13 protein-coding genes are annotated in these 17,401 nt (G+C 70.8%); 11 read left to right on the top strand and 2 right to left on the bottom strand.

The window, feature by feature from the left end:
* Positions 1-108: 108 nt before the first annotated feature.
* Positions 109-408, bottom strand: a complete 300-nt coding sequence (locus AB0924_RS03980; RefSeq protein WP_358932029.1) for a ferredoxin — start codon at positions 406-408, stop codon at positions 109-111.
* A 516-nt stretch (positions 409-924) separates the two neighbouring features.
* Here AB0924_RS03980 and arc point away from each other — a divergent pair.
* From arc to AB0924_RS03940, 8 genes are all read left to right on the top strand, one after another.
* Positions 925-2,691, top strand: a complete 1,767-nt coding sequence (arc, locus tag AB0924_RS03975) for a proteasome ATPase (RefSeq protein WP_358932031.1) — start codon at positions 925-927, stop codon at positions 2,689-2,691.
* Between the two features lie 232 nt (positions 2,692-2,923).
* A complete protein-coding gene (dop, locus tag AB0924_RS03970; protein ID WP_358932034.1) occupies positions 2,924-4,435 on the top strand; it encodes a depupylase/deamidase Dop in 1,512 nt (503 codons plus the stop codon).
* 199 nt (positions 4,436-4,634) lie between these two features.
* Positions 4,635-4,853 carry a ubiquitin-like protein Pup gene (locus tag AB0924_RS03965; protein ID WP_031108679.1) on the top strand — a complete coding sequence of 73 codons (219 nt, stop codon included), beginning with the start codon at positions 4,635-4,637 and terminating at the stop codon, positions 4,851-4,853.
* Positions 4,854-4,895: 42 nt separating this feature from the next.
* Complete coding sequence (locus AB0924_RS03960) at positions 4,896-5,489, top strand: endonuclease VII domain-containing protein (RefSeq protein WP_366910577.1); 594 nt, start codon at positions 4,896-4,898, stop codon at positions 5,487-5,489.
* Complete coding sequence (prcB, locus tag AB0924_RS03955) at positions 5,441-6,286, top strand: proteasome subunit beta (protein WP_358932038.1); 846 nt, start codon at positions 5,441-5,443, stop codon at positions 6,284-6,286. Before AB0924_RS03960 ends, prcB begins: the two co-directional genes overlap by 49 nt.
* Positions 6,287-6,346: 60 nt before the next feature.
* Entirely contained in the window at positions 6,347-7,090 is a 744-nt protein-coding gene (gene prcA / locus AB0924_RS03950) for a proteasome subunit alpha (protein ID WP_199209929.1), read from the top strand.
* A 237-nt stretch (positions 7,091-7,327) separates the two neighbouring features.
* Positions 7,328-7,876 (top strand): hypothetical protein, encoded by a 549-nt coding sequence (locus AB0924_RS03945; protein ID WP_366910576.1) that lies wholly within the window; start codon positions 7,328-7,330, stop codon positions 7,874-7,876.
* A 9-nt stretch (positions 7,877-7,885) separates the two neighbouring features.
* Positions 7,886-12,193, top strand: coding sequence for a cation-translocating P-type ATPase (locus tag AB0924_RS03940; protein ID WP_366910575.1), 4,308 nt, complete (start codon positions 7,886-7,888; stop codon positions 12,191-12,193).
* Between the two features lie 222 nt (positions 12,194-12,415).
* Here AB0924_RS03940 and AB0924_RS03935 read toward each other — a convergent pair whose 3' ends face one another.
* Positions 12,416-13,438 (bottom strand): LacI family DNA-binding transcriptional regulator, encoded by a 1,023-nt coding sequence (locus AB0924_RS03935; RefSeq protein ID WP_366910574.1) that lies wholly within the window; start codon positions 13,436-13,438, stop codon positions 12,416-12,418.
* 140 nt (positions 13,439-13,578) lie between these two features.
* Between AB0924_RS03935 and AB0924_RS03930 the strand changes: the two genes are divergently transcribed.
* The 3 genes from AB0924_RS03930 to AB0924_RS03920 all read left to right on the top strand — a co-directional run bounded on the left by AB0924_RS03930 (position 13,579) and on the right by AB0924_RS03920 (position 17,366).
* The gene (locus tag AB0924_RS03930; protein WP_366910573.1) at positions 13,579-14,838 is read left to right on the top strand and encodes an MFS transporter; all 1,260 of its coding nucleotides are present in this window, start codon (positions 13,579-13,581) and stop codon (positions 14,836-14,838) included.
* Positions 14,839-14,847: 9 nt separating this feature from the next.
* A complete protein-coding gene (gene pafA, locus AB0924_RS03925; protein ID WP_073899688.1) occupies positions 14,848-16,209 on the top strand; it encodes a Pup--protein ligase in 1,362 nt (453 codons plus the stop codon).
* Between the two features lie 143 nt (positions 16,210-16,352).
* Positions 16,353-17,366 (top strand): FKBP-type peptidyl-prolyl cis-trans isomerase, encoded by a 1,014-nt coding sequence (locus AB0924_RS03920; RefSeq protein WP_358932050.1) that lies wholly within the window; start codon positions 16,353-16,355, stop codon positions 17,364-17,366.
* Positions 17,367-17,401: the final 35 nt, after the last annotated feature.

Raw genomic sequence — 17,401 nt, 5'->3', positions numbered from 1 at the left:
CCCGGCCGCGCCCCCCAAGCGCGCACCCGGCCCGGAAAACGCCGCACGCGCGCGACCCGCCCGAAGACGGCTCACGCGCGCGCACCACAGCCGGTCACCGGCCGGGCCTCACTCCGCGTCCGGACCGTGGACCTCGACCTTGTCCAGAACCCGGCGCACATGAATGCACTCGCCGGGACACTCCTTCGCCGAGTCGACCACATCCGTGAGCAGCGGCAGCGGCACCGGCACCGTGGCACCCTCGGCCTGCAGCAGCTCGTCGTCCGCGCCCTTCACATAGGCCAGCCCGTCGATGTCCAGCTCGAACACCTCGGGCGCGTACTGGGCGCAGATCCCGTCGCCGGTACACAGAGCCTGGTCGATCCAGACCTCCAGCGCCTCGTCCGGGGCCTCCTGCTGCACGGTCATCTCTCCTGCCGTCGAATCGCCGGACGGCACCCCCGGCCCGACGGCCAGCGAGGTCCGCACCAGCGGCTGTTGAACACCCCGACCCTACCCCCGCCCGCATACCCTCCCGATTCCACGGGTATCGGGTTTCCCTCGGCACCCCCTCGGGTACGAGCGCCCGACCGGGAAAGGGAGCCCCGGAACCGGGCGAACACTTCCAGCCGCCCCGACGATGACCCCGACCGACCAGACCGTCGCTCTGCGTGATGACCGCGCGAGCGCACCGAAACGTGCCCAGGAACCGGCCGACCGGCCCGGAACGGACAACTCCAGCCACACACGCCGGGTATTGACCGCCACGGACCAGGAACAAGCGGCTTCCGAATAACGTTGAGTGGGTATCCCCTCCGTGCGAGAGGGAGCGCACCGGGTGACCGACGACACACCTTGACAGTCTTTATGATCTAGGGGTTTCAATCGTCACCCACCCAGGTAGGGTCTGGAAGCGTCCAGCTCCCCTTGGAGGAGGTGAGGACCGTGGCAGCCCACGACGACGACATGAACCGCGGCATCCGCCCGGGACGAGGGTCCGACGACCCCGCCGGGCAGATCGCCTACCTTGAGCAGGAGATCGCCGTCCTGCGACGCAAGCTCGCCGACTCTCCGCGGCACACGAGGATTCTCGAAGAGCGGATCGTCGAGTTGCAGACCAACCTGGCCGGCGTCTCCGCCCAGAACGAGCGCCTGGCCAACACACTCCGCGAAGCCCGCGACCAGATCGTGGCCCTCAAGGAAGAAGTCGACCGGCTCGCCCAGCCGCCCGCCGGCTTCGGCGTCTTCCTGCAGGCCAACGAGGACGGCACCGCGGACATCTTCACCGGCGGCCGCAAGCTCCGCGTGAACGTCAGCCCGAGCGTCGAACTCGACGACCTCAGGCGCGGCCAGGAGCTCATGCTCAACGAAGCGCTCAACGTGGTCGACGCCATGGAGTTCGAGCGCGTCGGCGACATCGTCACCCTCAAGGAGATCCTCGAGGACGGCGAGCGCGCCCTCGTCCTTGGACACACCGACGAAGAACGAGTGGTACGGCTCGCCGAACCCCTCCTCGACGTCACCATCCGCCCGGGCGACGCCCTCCTGCTCGAACCCCGCTCCGGCTACGTCTACGAGGTCGTCCCCAAGAGCGAGGTCGAGGAACTCGTCCTCGAAGAAGTCCCCGACATCGGCTACGAACAGATCGGCGGCCTCGGCAACCAGATCGAGGCGATCCGCGACGCCGTCGAGCTGCCCTACCTCTACCCCGACCTCTTCAAGGAGCACGAGCTGCGCCCGCCCAAGGGCGTCCTGCTCTACGGGCCCCCCGGATGCGGCAAGACGCTCATCGCCAAGGCCGTCGCCAACTCGCTCGCCAAGAAGGTGGCCGAGGTCACCGGACAGGCCGCCGGCAAGAGCTTCTTCCTCAACATCAAGGGCCCCGAGCTCCTCAACAAATACGTCGGCGAAACCGAGCGGCAGATCCGCCTCGTCTTCCAGCGAGCCCGCGAGAAGGCCAGCGAGGGCACCCCCGTCATCGTCTTCTTCGACGAGATGGAATCCCTCTTCCGCACCCGCGGCTCCGGCGTCAGCTCCGACGTGGAGAACACCATCGTCCCGCAGCTCCTCGCCGAGATCGACGGCGTCGAAGGCCTGCAGAACGTGGTCGTCATCGGCGCCTCCAACCGCGAGGACATGATCGACCCCGCCATCCTGCGCCCCGGCCGCCTCGACGTGAAGATCAAGATCGAGCGGCCCGACGCCGAAGCGGCCAAGGACATCTTCGGCAAGTACCTCACCGAGCGCCTCCCGCTCCACTCGGACGACCTCGGAGAGCACCAGGGCGACAAGGCCACCACCGTCCAGAGCATGATCCAGACGGCGGTCGAGCACATGTACGCCGAATCCGAGGAAAACCGCTTCCTGGAAGTCACCTACGCCAACGGCGACAAGGAAGTCCTCTACTTCAAGGACTTCAACTCCGGCGCCATGATCGAGAACATCGTCGGCCGCGCCAAGAAAATGGCGATCAAGGACTTCCTGGACAAGAGCCAGAAGGGCCTGCGCGTCTCCCACATCCTCCAGGCCTGCGTGGACGAGTTCAAGGAGAACGAGGACCTGCCCAACACCACCAACCCGGACGACTGGGCCCGCATCTCCGGAAAGAAGGGCGAACGGATCGTCTACATCCGCACCCTCATCACCGGAAAGCAGGGCGCAGACACCGGACGCTCCATCGACACGGTGGCGAACACCGGTCAGTACCTGTAGAACCAGGGCGGCTGCGGGTGCCCACCACGGGTACCCGCAGCCGACTGCTTTTCAGGCCACGACCGGAGCAGCCAATGACGCAAATGATCTCCCCACCAGCGCAAAGGCGTTCTAGGCTCTTTCCTACCGCCGGGTCGCACAGTGCGGGGACGGGCACCGCACACGCACCGGAACGCCGGCGGTACGCGAGCGGTACCCACGACCGAGGGTGCCGCCGGGCAAGGAGGGCCGCATGACCGTACGGCGAGTAATGGGCATCGAGACGGAGTACGGGATCTCCGTCCCCGGCCACCCCAACGCCAATGCCATGCTCACCTCATCCCAAATCGTCAACGCCTACGCCGCGGCGATGCACCGGGCCCGCCGGGCCCGCTGGGACTTCGAGGAGGAGAACCCGCTGCGGGACGCCCGGGGCTTCGACCTCGCCCGCGAGGCCGCCGACTCCAGCCAGCTCACCGACGAGGACATCGGCCTCGCCAACGTCATCCTCACCAACGGTGCGCGCCTCTACGTCGACCACGCCCACCCCGAGTACAGCGCCCCCGAAGTCACCAACCCCCGCGACGCCGTCCTCTGGGACAAGGCCGGCGAACGCGTCATGGCCGAGGCCGCCGAACGAGCCGCACAGCTCCCCGGCGCCCAGCCCATCCACCTCTACAAGAACAACACCGACAACAAGGGCGCCTCCTACGGCACGCACGAGAACTACCTGATGAAACGGGAAACCCCGTTCTCGGACATCGTGCGCCACCTCACGCCCTTCTTCGTCTCCCGCCAGGTCTTCGCCGGAGCCGGCCGCGTCGGCATCGGCCAGGACGGCCACGAACACGGCTTCCAGCTGAGCCAGCGCGCCGACTACTTCGAGGTCGAGGTCGGCCTGGAGACCACGCTCAAGCGGCCCATCATCAACACCCGCGACGAACCCCACGCCGACGCGGAGAAGTACCGCCGCCTGCACGTCATCATCGGCGACGCCAACCTCTCCGAGATCAGCACCTACCTCAAGCTGGGCACCACCTCCCTGGTCCTGTCCATGATCGAGGACGGCTTCATCGCGGTCGACCTGGCCGTCGACCAGCCTGTACGGACCCTCCACCAGGTCTCCCACGACCCCGGCCTCAAGCGCCTGATCACCCTGCGCAGCGGCCGCACACTCACCGCGGTCCAGCTTCAGATGGAGTACTACGAGCTGTCCCGCAAGTACGTCGAGGAACGCTTCGGCGCCGACGCCGACGACCAGACCAAGGACGTCCTCTCCCGCTGGGAGGACACCCTCAACCGGCTCGAGAACGACCCGATGAGCCTGGCCGGCGAACTCGACTGGGTCGCCAAGCGCGAACTCATGGAGGGCTACCGCCGCCGCGACGGCCTCGACTGGGACGCCGCCAAGCTCCACCTCCTCGATCTCCAGTACGCCGACGTACGGCCCGAGAAGGGCCTCTACAACCGCCTGGCGGCCCGCGGCCGCATGAAGCGCCTCCTGGGCGAGGCCGAGGTCGAAAGGGCCCGCACGACGCCACCGGAGGACACCCGCGCCTACTTCCGCGGCCGTTGCCTGGAGCAGTACGCCGACGACGTGGCCGCGGCGAGCTGGGACTCGGTCATCTTCGACCTGCCGGGCCGGGATTCGCTGCAGCGCGTCCCAACCCTCGAACCGCTTCGCGGAACGCGAAATCACGTCAAGGAGCTGCTGGACCGCTGCCGCACGGCGGAAGACCTGGTCAGGGTCCTGTCCGGCGGCTGACCGGGATCCACGGGTTACTCGGACCCGCCCGGGCGGCCGGGGTGGAAACCCCACCGCCCGGGAATCATCGAGATGGCCCCCGCACGTTGCCGAAACTGCGGGGCCGATGTCGGACCCGGCTTGTAGGGTCTGATCATCACCGATCGGCAGGAATGCCGACCCGTCGACCATGTCGGGCGAACAGAGCGGGGTGAGGGATATGGCAACCAAGGACACCGGCGGCGGCCAGCAGAAGGCCACGCGCTCCACCGAGGAGGTCGAGGAGCAGGCGCAGGACGCGCAGGGCTCCGAGGACCTCAAGGAGCGCCAGGAGAAGCTGAGCGACGACGTGGACTCCGTCCTGGACGAAATCGATGACGTACTCGAGGAGAACGCAGAGGATTTCGTTCGCTCCTTCGTTCAGAAGGGTGGGCAGTAGCCCAATTTTGCCTTCGAATTGAAGGTGACGGGGGAGCCGGGGTTGGAGAGCGAAGAGAGCGCAAAGCGCTGCTCGCGGTGTAAACAGCACAAGCCGCGGGCAGCGTTCGCGCAGAACAAGGCGATGCGTGATGGGCTGCTGGCCTACTGCAGAGAGTGTGCCGCCGCCTATCACCAGCAGCGTCAGCTTGCCAGGGGGCGCAATGTCCGGCCGAGGGTGGCCGTGCCGGCAGGACACAAGTACTGCCGTACGTGCGGAGAGATCAAGCCGCACAGCGACTGGACGCGCAATCGCAGCGCCTCGGACGGCTTGGCGACCCTATGCGAGGCCTGTAAGGCGGCGAAGGGGCGAGCGCAGCATCTGCAGCGCAACTATGGCCTCACCGAAGCCGAGCGTGATGCGATGGTCGCCACCCAACGCGGGCTCTGTGCGATCTGTCTGGACGCTCCGGCCATGCATGTGGATCACTGCCATGAGACGGGTAGGGTCCGAGGCGTACTGTGCTTCAGCTGCAATGCCGCACTGGGGCAGTTCAAGGATCAGCCCGAGGCCATAAGGCGGGCTGCTGCATACGTGGAAGGAAACGCGTGGAAGCCAACACTCGTAGCACCGGGCGTCTGCCAGCTGCCTTCCTGACGCCAGGATCCTCCTCCTTCATGGACTTCCTCTCCGAGCACCAGCCCGAGCTGCTGCCCGGCAAGCGGCAGCTGCCGCCCACCCAGGGGGTGATCGAGGCGCCGCACGGGACGACGATCGTGGCCGTCACGTTCCCCGGGGGCGTCGTGCTCGCCGGTGACCGCCGGGCGACGATGGGCAATGTGATCGCCCAGCGGGACATCGAGAAGGTGTTCCCGGCGGACGAGTACTCGGCCGTCGGCATCGCCGGCACCGCCGGTCTCGCCGTGGAGATGGTGAAGCTCTTCCAGCTGGAGCTGGAGCACTTCGAGAAGGTCGAGGGCGCGCAGCTTTCGCTGGAGGGCAAGGCGAACCGGCTGTCGACGATGATCCGTTCCAACCTCGGCATGGCGATGCAGGGGCTGGCCGTCGTGCCGTTGTTCGCCGGGTTCGACGTGGACCGGGAGCGGGGGCGGATCTTCTCGTACGACGTGACGGGCGGCCGTTCCGAGGAGCACAACTTCGCGGCGACGGGTTCGGGTTCGATCTTCGCGCGTGGTGCGATGAAGAAGCTGTTCCGGGAGGACCTGTCCGAGGAGCAGGCCGCGACGCTGGTGGTGCAGGCTCTGTACGACGCGGCTGACGACGACTCGGCGACCGGTGGTCCCGATGTCGCCCGCCGGATCTATCCGATCATCACAGTGATCACCGAGGACGGTTTCCGCCGGCTCACCGAGGACGAGGCCTCGGAGCTGTCGCGTGCGGTGCTCCAGCGGCGGCTGGAGGAGCCGGACGGTCCGAAGGCCGCGCTGCTCTGAGCGTGGCCCGGCTGTTTTCGAGGTGATCCAGTGACCATGACAGAAAGGGACGGATAACCGGTGTCGACGCCGTTCTATGTCTCACCCCAGCAGGCGATGGCCGACCGGGCGGAGTACGCCCGTAAGGGCATCGCGCGTGGCCGCAGTCTGGTGGTCATGCAGTATGCCGATGGCATCGTGTTCGTCGGCGAGAACCCGTCCCGTGCGCTGCACAAGTTCAGCGAGATCTATGACCGGATCGGTTTCGCGGCCGCCGGCAAGTACAACGAGTACGAGAATCTGCGGATCGGTGGTGTGCGGTACGCGGATCTTCGTGGTTACACCTATGACCGTGACGATGTGACGGCCCGGGGTCTGGCGAACGTGTACGCGCAGACGCTGGGCACGATCTTCTCCTCGGCGGCGGAGAAGCCGTACGAGGTGGAGCTGGTCGTGGCCGAGGTCGGCGCGACGCCCGAGGGCGACCAGATCTACCGGCTGCCGCATGACGGTTCCATCGTGGACGAGCACGGCTCGGTGGCGGTGGGCGGCAACGCGGAGCAGATCAGCGGTTTCCTGGATCAGCGTCATCGGGACGGCATGTCGTTGGCCGAGGCGTTGAAGCTGGCCGTGCAGGCGCTGTCCCGTGACACCAATGGCAGTGAGCGGGAGATTCCGGCGGAGCGTCTGGAGGTCGCGGTGCTGGACCGTACGCGGCCGCAGCAGCGCAAGTTCAAGCGGATCGTGGGCCGTCAGCTGTCGCGTCTTCTGGAGGCGGACGGTGCGGCCACGGAGGCGGAGAGCTCCGTGGAGGAAGAGGAGTAGGCCCGTTCCGCGGCGGCTTCGCCGCCGTCTCACCCCTGTCGCGCCCCGGCCGTTCCGGCCGGGGCGCGGTGCGTTCCGGGGTCTGTCCGGGGCCCGCCGGGGGCTGTTCCGCGTGCGGCTCGCGCTGGGGGACCGGAACCTGGAGGTATGGGCGGCGTTCGTCGCTGACCTGTGGGATGACCCGCTGTGTCGGGGCACTCGGAGGGCACGGCAGGAGTGTGCGGAGGTGGAGGAGTCATGGCGGAGCAGAGGTCGTCCTCGGTTCTCACCGCTCCGGTGCGGGGCGCGGCCTCGGTGCTGGGGCGGTTGCCCGGTGCCGGGATGGTGAGCAGGGTCGCGGCGGGCACGTTGGACAAGGTGGGCGCGGTGTCGCCGAGGAGCCGGCGGCTGGCGGTGTACACGGGGGCCGGGGTGCTGGGGGTGGCGGGGGTGGTGGAGTGGCCGGTGGCGTTGACGGGTGCGGCGGTGGCGTGGCTGACCCAGCCGCGGCCGGGCGCTGGGCAGGCGGAGGGTGCGGTGGGGCGGCGGCTCGGTGCGCCGGTGGAGGACGGTGAGCCGGTGGAGCGTGCGGATGTGGTGGATGTGCCGGACGAGCCGGTGGCGGCCGAGCCGGACGACGAGGCGATGGCGTGGGCGGCGACGCATCGGACGGCGCCGGCCGGGGAGCGGCCGGGGCAGGGGCACAGTGGGGCCGCTGAGCACGGCGGTTCCGCCGCGCACAGTGGGCATGGTGCGCATGGTGGACGTCTCGGGCCCACGGCGCGGCCTGGCCGTACGACACGCTGAGGACGTTCGATGGTGTTCTCTCTGTTGACGGTTCCGTCGGCTGCCGCCCGGCTGGTGCCGGCGGCGCCGCGGTTGCTGGCGCGGGTGGCCGTTCCGGTGGTGGGTGCGGCGGCGGGGGCGGTGGCGGGTACGGCGCGTGCCGGGGTCCGTGGCGCGGACGCGGCGGTGCGGGTGGGCCGGGTCGCGTGTAACGCGCTGCCGGGTGGTGCGGGACGGTGGCGTGCGGGTGCCCGGCAGCATGTGGCGTTGCGGCCGGCGCATGAGGAGGCGGCGCGGCACGGCACGGCGCGCCTGGGGCGTCGGGTGGCCGCCGCGGTGGCGGAGCATCCTGATGTGCTGCTGGCCTACTGGGACGGGGGGTTGGCCCGGCTGGTGGTGACGGCGGCCGAGGACGGGCTGACGGACCGGGTGCTTGACCATGTGGCGGATGTGGCGGCGCGCCATGGTCTGGAGCTGGGTTGTGATTCGGAGGAGTTGTCGCATCCGGCGGATCCGGTGGCGGTGCGGGTCGCGGCGGCGGCGCTCGCGGCCGATGTGGTGGGTACGGGCGCGGCGTTCGCGGCGAATGCGTGGCGGTTGCCGCCGTCGCCCCGGACGGTGACGGCGGCGGTGACGTTGCTGCGGGAGAACCCGCGGGTGCGTGCGGTGTTGCGCCGGCGGCTGGGCGAGCCGGGCATGGATCTCGTGCTGGCGGGTGCGAACGCGGTGGCGCACGGGGCGGGGCAGAGTCCGGCTTCGCTGGTGCTGGACGGGGCGTTGCGGGGGTGTCAGCTGGCGGAGGCGGTGGCGCAGGCTGCCGCGTTCGACACGGTGCATGACGAGTTGTGTGCTCCGGAGCGGGTGAGTGTGGGCGGCCGGGGGTGGGAGCGGCCGCCGTTGCGGGCGACTCCGGCGCAGGAGTACGCGGCTCATGCGGCGACGGGGAGTGTGATCGGCGCGCTGGTGACGTTGCTGGTGAAACATGACGGTGCGGAGGCGGCGGAGGCGGTGCTCGCCGGTTCGCCGAAGGCGGCGCGGTACGGTCCGGTGGCCTTCCAGGCTGTGCTGGGTGGTGCGCTGGCGCGGGTGGGGGCGCTGGTGCGGGCGCCGGAGCGGTTGCGGCGGCTGGAGCTGGCGGGGACGGTGGTGCTGCATCCGAGTGCGCTGCGTGCGGTGGACGGCTCGGTGGATCCGTGGACGGAGCCGGTGCTGGACGCGGCGCGGCGGGCGGGGTTGCGGGTCGTGGTGGTGGACGACCCGGTGCTGGAGGATTTCGCGGGTCTGGCGGATGTGGTGGTGGACGCGCGGCGGCCGCTGGACGACGTGGTGTGCGAGATGCGTGGTGACGGGGGGACTGTGATCACGGTCGCCCGGCTGGGTTCGGCGGACGACGGTGCGGTGCTGGCGGGGTTGCGGGCCGGTGATCTGGCGGTGGCTCTGGTGGACGGGGACGGCGCGGTGGTGTGGGGTGCGGATGTGCTGGCCCGGCGTGGTCTGCCGGATGTGTGGCGGGTGCTGAGGGCGGTTCCGGCGGCGCGTGCGGTGGGTGGGCGGTCGCAGACGCTGGCGCGGTCGGGTGCCGCGCTTTCGGGGTTGCTGGTGGCGGTGGGGGAGTCCAGGGGTGGGCGTGGGCGGCTGGCGGTGCTGCCGGGGATGCGGCATGTGCCGGTGGATGTGGCGGCGGCGGGTGCGTTGTTCTCGGGGGTGCGGGCGGGGCTGGGGGTGGCGGTGGCTTCGGCTCCGCGTCCGCGGGCGCGGGTGCACTGGCATGAGCTGGACGTGGAGGAGGCGCGGGAGCGGCTGGGCCGGGAGCCGGCTGCCGAGGTGGGTGGGCTGGGCCGGGTGTCGGCGGGGGTGCGTGGGGCGGCGGGTGCGGTGGCCGGGCATCCGGCGGTGGGTCCGGTGCGCTGGGGTGTGCGGCTGGGCCGGGCGGTCAGCGGTGAGTTGCATGATCCGCTGACTCCGGTGCTGGCGGTGGGTTCGGCGGCGTCGGCGATTTTGGGTTCGGTGGTGGACGCGCTGCTGGTGGTGGGTGCGCTGGATCTGAACGCGCTGGTGGGTGGGGTGCAGCGGTTGCGGGCGGAGCGGGCGTTGTCGGGGCTGCTGGCGGATCAGAAGCGGAAGGCGCGGGTGGCGCCGTCGGAGGAGGAGGCGCCGGCGGGTGGGACGCGCACGGTGGACGCGGGTGGGTTGCGGCCGGGTGATGTGATCGAGCTGGCCGGGGACGATGTGGTGCCGGCGGATGCGCGGTTGTTGTGGGAGGAGGGTCTGGAGGTCGACGAGTCGGCGTTGACGGGGGAGTCGCTGCCGGTGCAGAAGCAGACGGACCGGACGCCGCACGCGGTGGTGGCGGACCGGCGGTGCATGGTGTTCGAGGGGACGACGGTGGTGGCGGGGACGGCCCGTGCCGTGGTGGTGGACACGGGTGACCGTACGGAGGCGGCGCGGGCGGTTCATCTGGCCGCTCGTGTGCCGCCGGCGGGTGGGGTGCAGGCGAGGTTGCAGGAGCTGACGCGGCGGGCGCTGCCGTGGACGCTGGGGGGTGGGGCGGCGGTGACGGGGCTGGCGTTGTTGCGGGGGACGCCGGTCCGGGATGCGGTGAGTGGTGGGGTGGCGGTCGCCGTGGCGGCGGTGCCGGAGGGGTTGCCGCTGGTGGCGACGGTGGCGCAGTTGGCGGCGGCGCGGCGGTTGAGCCGTGACGGGGTGCTGGTGCGTACGCCGCGCACGCTGGAGGCGCTGGGGCGGATGGACACCGTCTGTTTCGACAAGACGGGCACGCTGACGGAGAACCGGCTGCGGCTGGTGCGGGTGTGGGGTGCCGGGGGCGGGGTGTGTGCCGCGGACGATGCGGCGGCGGCGGAGACGGTGCGGGCGGCGGCGCGTGCGTGTCCGCGGCTGAACGGGGGGTCGGAGCGGCCGGTGCACGCGACGGACGAGGCGGTGCTGGACGCGGCCGGGGAGGACCCGGGGTGGACGCAGTTGGAGGGGCTGCCGTTCGAGGCCGCTCGTGGGTATGCGGCGGCGGTCGGCCGGACGGGCGACGGGGTGCGGGTGCTGGTGGTGAAGGGGGCTCCGGAGACGGTGCTGCCGGCCTGCCGGGATCTGCCGCCGCACGCTTCGGAGGGCGCGCATGTGCTGGCCGGTGACGGGCTGCGGGTGCTCGCGGTGGCCGGGCGCCGGCTTGCGGAGGGCGAGGTGGCGGCCGGGGTGCTGGAGGAGCCGCTGCGGGAGCTGGGTTTCACGGGTCTGCTGGCGTTGTCGGATGTGCCGCGGGAGACGTCGACGGCGTTGGTGCGGAGTCTGTACGAGGCGGGGGTGCGGCCGGTGATGCTGACCGGGGACCATCCGCAGACGGCTCGGGCGATCGCACGGGAGCTGGGGTGGCCGGAGGAGCCGGTGGTGGTGACGGGGGACGAGCTGGGTGCGGCGGACCGTTCGGGGCGGGCGCGGATGCTGCGGGACGCGGGTGTGGTGGCGCGGGTGGCGCCGGAGCAGAAGCTGCAGGTGGTGGAGGCGTTGCGGGATGCGGGCCGGGTGGTGGGGATGGTGGGTGACGGTGCCAATGACGCGGCGGCGATCCGGGCGGCCGACATCGGTGTGGGGATCAACGCCCGTGGTTCCGCCGCGGCGCGCAACGCCGCGGACATCGTGCTGACGGACGACGATCTGACGGTGCTGATCGACGCGGTCGTCGAGGGGCGGGCGTTGTGGCACAGCGTGGCGGACGCGATCGCGATCCTGATCGGCGGTAACGCGGGTGAGGTGGGTTTCGGTCTGCTGGGCACGCTGGTGTCGGGGCGGGCGCCGTTGTCGACGCGGCAGATGCTGCTGGTGAACCTGTTCACGGATCTGTTCCCGGCGATGGCGGTGGCGGTGACGCCGAAGGCGGGGGTGGAGGCCGCGGAGCGGTCGGGGCCGCGGTCGCCGGAGGACGCGGCGGGCGGTGTGCTGGGGGAGCCGTTGGTCCGCCAGATCCGGCACCGGGCGCTGACCACGTGCCTGGGAGCGGTGACGGCGTGGCTGATCGGCCGTTTCACGCCGGGTACGGCGCGCCGTTCGAGCACGATGGCGTTGTGCGGGGTGGTCGGTACCCAGCTCGCGCAGACGTTGCTGGACCGCCGGGACAGCCCGCTGGTGCGGGTGACGGCGCTGGGTTCGGCGGTGGCGCTGGTCGCCCTCATCCAGGTCCCGGTGGTGAGCCACGCGGTCGGCTGCGCCCCGTTGGGGCCGGTGGGGTGGGCCGGTGTGGTGGCGGGTATCGCGGTGGCCCTGGCGGGCCAGCGGGTGCTGCCGCGGCTGGAGGAGACGGTGGGCCGTCTGCTGCCGGCCGACGACTAGGTCGTGTCGGCAAAGTCGCATCGTTCGCCCGCAGGGCGGGCCTCGCGGCGTCCGGTGCGTGCTCTGGGGGTCCCCCCGGCCGAAGGCTGGGGGAGTGCCGGCCGGATGCCCTCGTACTGGGCGTGGGCGTAGGGCCGGTCGGGCGGAGCGGGCCGGCTCCGGGTGACGGTGTCCTGTCGGCGCGGGCGGACGCGCCAGCACTGCGCCCCGCGATTCCGTCCTCTAGGGGGAGACGGGCGCTGCCGGGGCCGTGGAGCCGCGTACGACGAGTTCGACGGGGATGTCCCCGCCGGGGGGCTGGCGGCCGTCCAGGACGGCGAGCAGGGCTTCCATGCCGCGTTGGCCGAACAGTTCGGCGTCGAGCCGGACGGTGGTGAGTTCGGGGTCGAGGGCGGTGGCGAGGGCGAGGTCGTCCAGGCCGGTGACGGACACGTCGTCGGGGACGCGCAGGCCGAGGCGGCGCAGAGCCTTGTATGCGCCGGCGGCCAGTTTGTCGTCGTCGCACACCACGGCGGTGGGGCGGGGGCCGGGTGCGGCCAGCGCGTCCTCGGTGGCGGTGCGGGCGCCGTCGATGGAGATCGGTGCGGGGGCGGTCCGGACCTGGGTGCCGGGTACGGCGGCGAGGCGGGCGGCGAGTTCGCGGGCGCGCATCTCGAAGGTCCAGGAGGGTACGTCGGCGGCGAGGTGCAGGAAGCGGCGGTGGCCGAGGGCCAGCAGGTGTTCGGCGACCTGGCGGACGCCGTCGGCGATGTCGAGGTTCACGGTGGCGGCGCCGAGGCTGCCGTCCGGGTCGCTGTCGAGCATGACGAGGGGGAGCTGGTCGCCGCGGATGGCGGTGAGGGCGTCGGCGGCCATGGAGGAGGCGATGACGCCGTCCAGGGCGGACTGTGCGGAGGCGAAGGGGTCGCGGGCCGGGCCGATGCCCTCGGGGGAGGGGTACAGCACGACGCCGAAGCCGTGCCGGGCGGCGACGCGTGCGGCGCCGGTGTAGACGCCGGCGAAGAACTCGGTGGTGAGCGCGGGGACGACGAGCAGGACGGTGCGGGTGCGGCCGAGGCGCAGGTTGCGGGCGGCGAGGTTGGGCCGGTAGCCGAGTTGGCGGGCGGCTTCCCGGACCCGGTCGGCGGTGGCCTCGGAGACCCGGCCGCGCCATTTGTCGCCGAGCACGAGGGAGACGGCCGCCTGGGAGACTCCGGCCGCCTGTGCGACGTCCCGGCTGGTCGGGCGGGTGCTGCTGCGTGCCACCGCGGGGCTGCTCCTGTTCTGGCGGTCGTGCGCCCGGGGGCTTGGCGGCCCGCCGGTTCACGTCCGGTCGTCTGGACGGGTGAACAGCGCACATGGTACGTATGACAGGCGGGGTTATACGTAACACTTGGAGGCGGGACATGGCCGCGGGGTACCTGGAGATCCTCAGGGCGAGACACGCGGCCCGGCTGCTGACCGGCACCCTGGTGGGCCGGCTGCCCAATGCGACCGCCGCGATCGCGCTGGTGCTGTTCGTCCGCGCCGACGGCGGCACGTACGGCCTGGCGGGCGCCCTCGCGGCCGTGTACGGCGTCGCCAACGCGGTCGGCCAGCCCGTGCTGGGCCGCCTGGTGGACCTGTACGGCCAGCCGCGCGTCCAGCTGCCCGCGGCCGTCCTGTCGGCGCTGGCGATGGCCGTCTTCGCGTTCGCCGGCACCGGCCCGCTGCCCCTCGCCTGCGCCGCCGTGGCCGCCGCCGGGCTGTTCACCCCGCCGCTGGAGGGCGGTCTGCGGGCCCTGTGGCCCTCGGTGCTGCGCCGCGAGGAGCAGGTGCACACCGCGTACGCCATGGACGCTGTCGCCCAGGAAGTCATGTTCACCGTGGGCCCGTTGCTGGTGACGCTGTGCGTGTCGCTGTGGTCGGAGCGGGCGGCGCTGCTGGTGCTGAACGCCGTCGGTGTCCTCGGCGCGCTCTCGGTGGTCCTCTCGCCGCCCTCGCGCGGGTGGCGCTCGGCGCCGCGCGAGGCACACTGGCTGGGGGCTCTGCGCTCGCCCGGCCTGCTCGTGCTGCTCGGCGCCTTCCTGTTCGTCGGCATCGCGCTCGGCTCCATCACCGTGGCGTCGGTGCCGTACGCCGACGAGCACGGCGGCGACGCGGTCTACGGCTGGCTGATGGCCGCTCTCGGCCTCGGGGCGCTCATCGGCGGCACCGTGTACGGCGCGCGCGCCTGGAGCGGCACGCCCGAGCGGCGACTGCGGGTCCTGGTGGCCCTTCTGGCGGTCTGTTACCTGCCGCTGATGCTGATGCCGGGCGCCGTCGCCATGGTGCTGCTCAGCCTGGTCTCCGGGGTGTTCCTCGCCCCCTGCATCGCCTGCGCGTTCATCATCGTCGACCGGCACGCGCCGGGCGGCACCGTCACCGAGGCGTTCTCCTGGCTCGTGACGACGTTCACCGTGGGCGCCTCGGTGGGAACGGGCCTGGCGGGCCCGGTGGTCCAGGCAGGCGGCCCGCTGTGGGGGTACGCCGTCCCCGGCGCCGCGGGAGCCGTGTCCCTGCTGGTCCTGCTCGCCACCGGGCGGGTCCTCGCAGCTCCCGAGCGGAGCGGGGTTGTTGCGGCTTCATCGGAAAATGATCCAAATCGTGCTGCCGAACCCCGTTTCAGCTCGGGGGATCGGGCGTAATGTTCAGTCATGGACCGCCGCATTTTCGGGCTGGAGAACGAGTACGGCGTCACGTGCACGTTCAGGGGACAGCGCCGCCTGTCTCCTGACGAGGTGGCGCGGTACCTCTTCCGCCGTGTCGTGTCATGGGGCCGCAGCAGCAATGTCTTTCTGCGAAACGGCGCCCGGCTCTATCTGGACGTGGGGTCACATCCGGAATACGCCACACCCGAATGTGACAACGTGACCGAACTGGTCACCCACGACAAGGCCGGCGAGCGCATTCTCGAAGGACTCCTGGTGGACGCGGAACGACGCCTGCACGAGGAGGGAATCGCGGGCGACGTCTACCTCTTCAAGAACAACACCGACTCGGCGGGCAACTCCTACGGCTGCCACGAGAACTATCTGGTGGCGCGGCACGGGGAGTTCTCCCGGCTCGCGGACATCCTCATCCCGTTCCTGGTGACCAGGCAGCTGCTGTGCGGTGCGGGCAAGGTCCTGCAGACCCCGCGCGGCGCGGTGTACTGCGTCAGCCAGCGCGCCGAGCACATCTGGGAGGGCGTCTCCTCCGCGACGACCCGCTCCAGGCCCATCATCAACACCCGCGACGAACCGCACGCGGACGCCGAGCGCTACCGCCGGCTGCACGTCATCGTCGGCGACTCGAACATGTCCGAGACGACCATGCTGCTCAAGGTCGGCGCGACCGACCTGGTGCTGCGCATGATCGAGGCGGGCACCGTGATGCGCGACCTCACCCTGGAGAACCCGATCCGGGCGATCCGCGAGGTCAGCCACGACATCACCGGCCGGCGCAAGGTGCGCCTGGCCAGCGGCCGGGAGGCCTCCGCGCTGGAGGTGCAGCGCGAGTACTTCGACAAGGCCGTCGACTTCTGCGACCGCCGCGGCATCCGCACCGGCACGGTCGCGCAGGTCCTGGAGCTGTGGGGCCGCACCCTCGACGCCATCGAGACCGAGGAACTGGACCGCATCGGCACCGAGATCGACTGGGTCATGAAGTACAAGCTCATCGAGCGGTACCGGGCCAAGCACAACATGACCATGTCGCACCCGCGGGTCGCCCAGATAGACCTCGCCTACCACGACATCCACCGTCGCCGGGGTCTTTACTACCTGCTGGAGAAGAAGGGCCAAGCCGCCCGGATCTGCAACGACTTGAAGATCTTCGAGGGCAAGTCGGTCCCCCCGCAGACCACTCGGGCCCGGCTGCGCGGCGACTTCATCCGGCGGGCGCAGGAACAGCGCCGCGACTTCACGGTCGACTGGGTGCACCTCAAGCTCAACGACCAGGCACAGCGCACCGTGTTGTGCAAGGACCCGTTCCGTTCGGTGGACGACCGCGTGGAGAAGCTCATCGCCGGAATGTGACACCGCACGCGAGTCAAGCGTCACCGGTCCGAAATGCCGGAACGCCACACGGGCGCCGTACGTTTTCCGTACGGCGCCCGCCTCGCGTCGTAGAGTTGCGCGCACGCCAATCCGCAAGATCGACCGATTACGAGGCCCTTCCCGTGCGCCGACGCTCACTCATCCTCGCCGCCGTACCCGCAGGACTGGTCACGCTCGCCGGATGCGGCGACGACAAGTCCGAGTCCAGCAAGGCCGGCGCGTCACCGACACCGTCGGGCTCGGCGTCCTCGGTACCCCCGCCCAAGATCGTGGACGGGCCGCTGCCGGCGATCACGGCGGGCACGAAGTTCGGTGAGAAGCCGACCGTCGCCAAGGGGCCGGGCGACCCGTCGAAGGATCTCGCGGTCAAGACGGTCATCGCGGGCAGCGGTCGCACGGTCGCGGAGAACGACTTCATCGAGGCGAACTACCTGGGCCAGATCTGGAGCACCGCGAAGGTCTTCGACAACTCCTACGACCGTCACCGCCCGCTGGTCATGCAGCTCGCCCAGGGCAGCCTCATCGACGGCTGGCGGTACGCCCTGCAGGGCAAGAAGACCGGCAGCCGCGTGCTCATCGCGGTCCCGCCCACCTGGGGCTACGGCAAGTCGGGCAACGCGCAGGCGGGCATCAAGGGCACCGACACCCTGGTCTTCGTCATCGATCTGATCGACTCCTTCAACTCCAAGAGCTCCTCCCACGGCAAGCCGGTCCCGCAGGACGACCCCGCGCTGCCGACGGTCGGCACCAACACCGACGGCAAGGCGCCGGAGATCAAGCCGGCCAAGCAGAGCACCCCGCCCAAGGAGCTGGCCTCCGTCTACGTCCTGGAGGGCGACGGCCCCGAGGTCAAGGCGAACCAGGCGGTGCTGTGCCAGTTCAAGGGCGTGGTCTGGGGCAGTGACAAGGCGTTCCAGCAGACGTACGACTCCGGACGGCTCAGCCAGTTCTCTCTGGAGCAGATGCAGCAGGTCGTCAAGGGGCTGTCGCAGGGACTGACCGGCAAGAAGGTGGGCAGCAGGGTCCTGATCGTCGTACCGCCGGACCTGGGCTACGGCGACACCCCGCCGAGCGGCAGCGGCATCAAGAAGGGCGCCACGCTGGTGTTCTCGGTGGACATCCTCGCCGCGATGTGACCGGGCCCCGCCGTGGCGCCGTGACGGGCGGCAGA

This window comes from Streptomyces sp. NPDC047869 (assembly GCF_040704065.1).
In the GTDB taxonomy this organism is placed as follows: Bacteria; Actinomycetota; Actinomycetes; order Streptomycetales; family Streptomycetaceae; genus Streptomyces.
Note: the sequence above shows the minus strand (reverse complement) of the source record. Positions and strands in the feature narration are given on the sequence as shown.

Coding starts and splice junctions, on each gene's coding strand:
- AB0924_RS03940 (WP_366910575.1), top strand. CDS start 7,886: ATGGTGTTCTCTCTGTTGACGGTTCCGTCGGCTGCCGCCCGGCTGGTG.
- AB0924_RS03980 (WP_358932029.1), bottom strand. CDS start 408: ATGACCGTGCAGCAGGAGGCCCCGGACGAGGCGCTGGAGGTCTGGATC.
- AB0924_RS03965 (WP_031108679.1), top strand. CDS start 4,635: ATGGCAACCAAGGACACCGGCGGCGGCCAGCAGAAGGCCACGCGCTCC.
- AB0924_RS03945 (WP_366910576.1), top strand. CDS start 7,328: ATGGCGGAGCAGAGGTCGTCCTCGGTTCTCACCGCTCCGGTGCGGGGC.
- AB0924_RS03930 (WP_366910573.1), top strand. CDS start 13,579: ATGGCCGCGGGGTACCTGGAGATCCTCAGGGCGAGACACGCGGCCCGG.
- pafA (WP_073899688.1), top strand. CDS start 14,848: ATGGACCGCCGCATTTTCGGGCTGGAGAACGAGTACGGCGTCACGTGC.
- dop (WP_358932034.1), top strand. CDS start 2,924: ATGACCGTACGGCGAGTAATGGGCATCGAGACGGAGTACGGGATCTCC.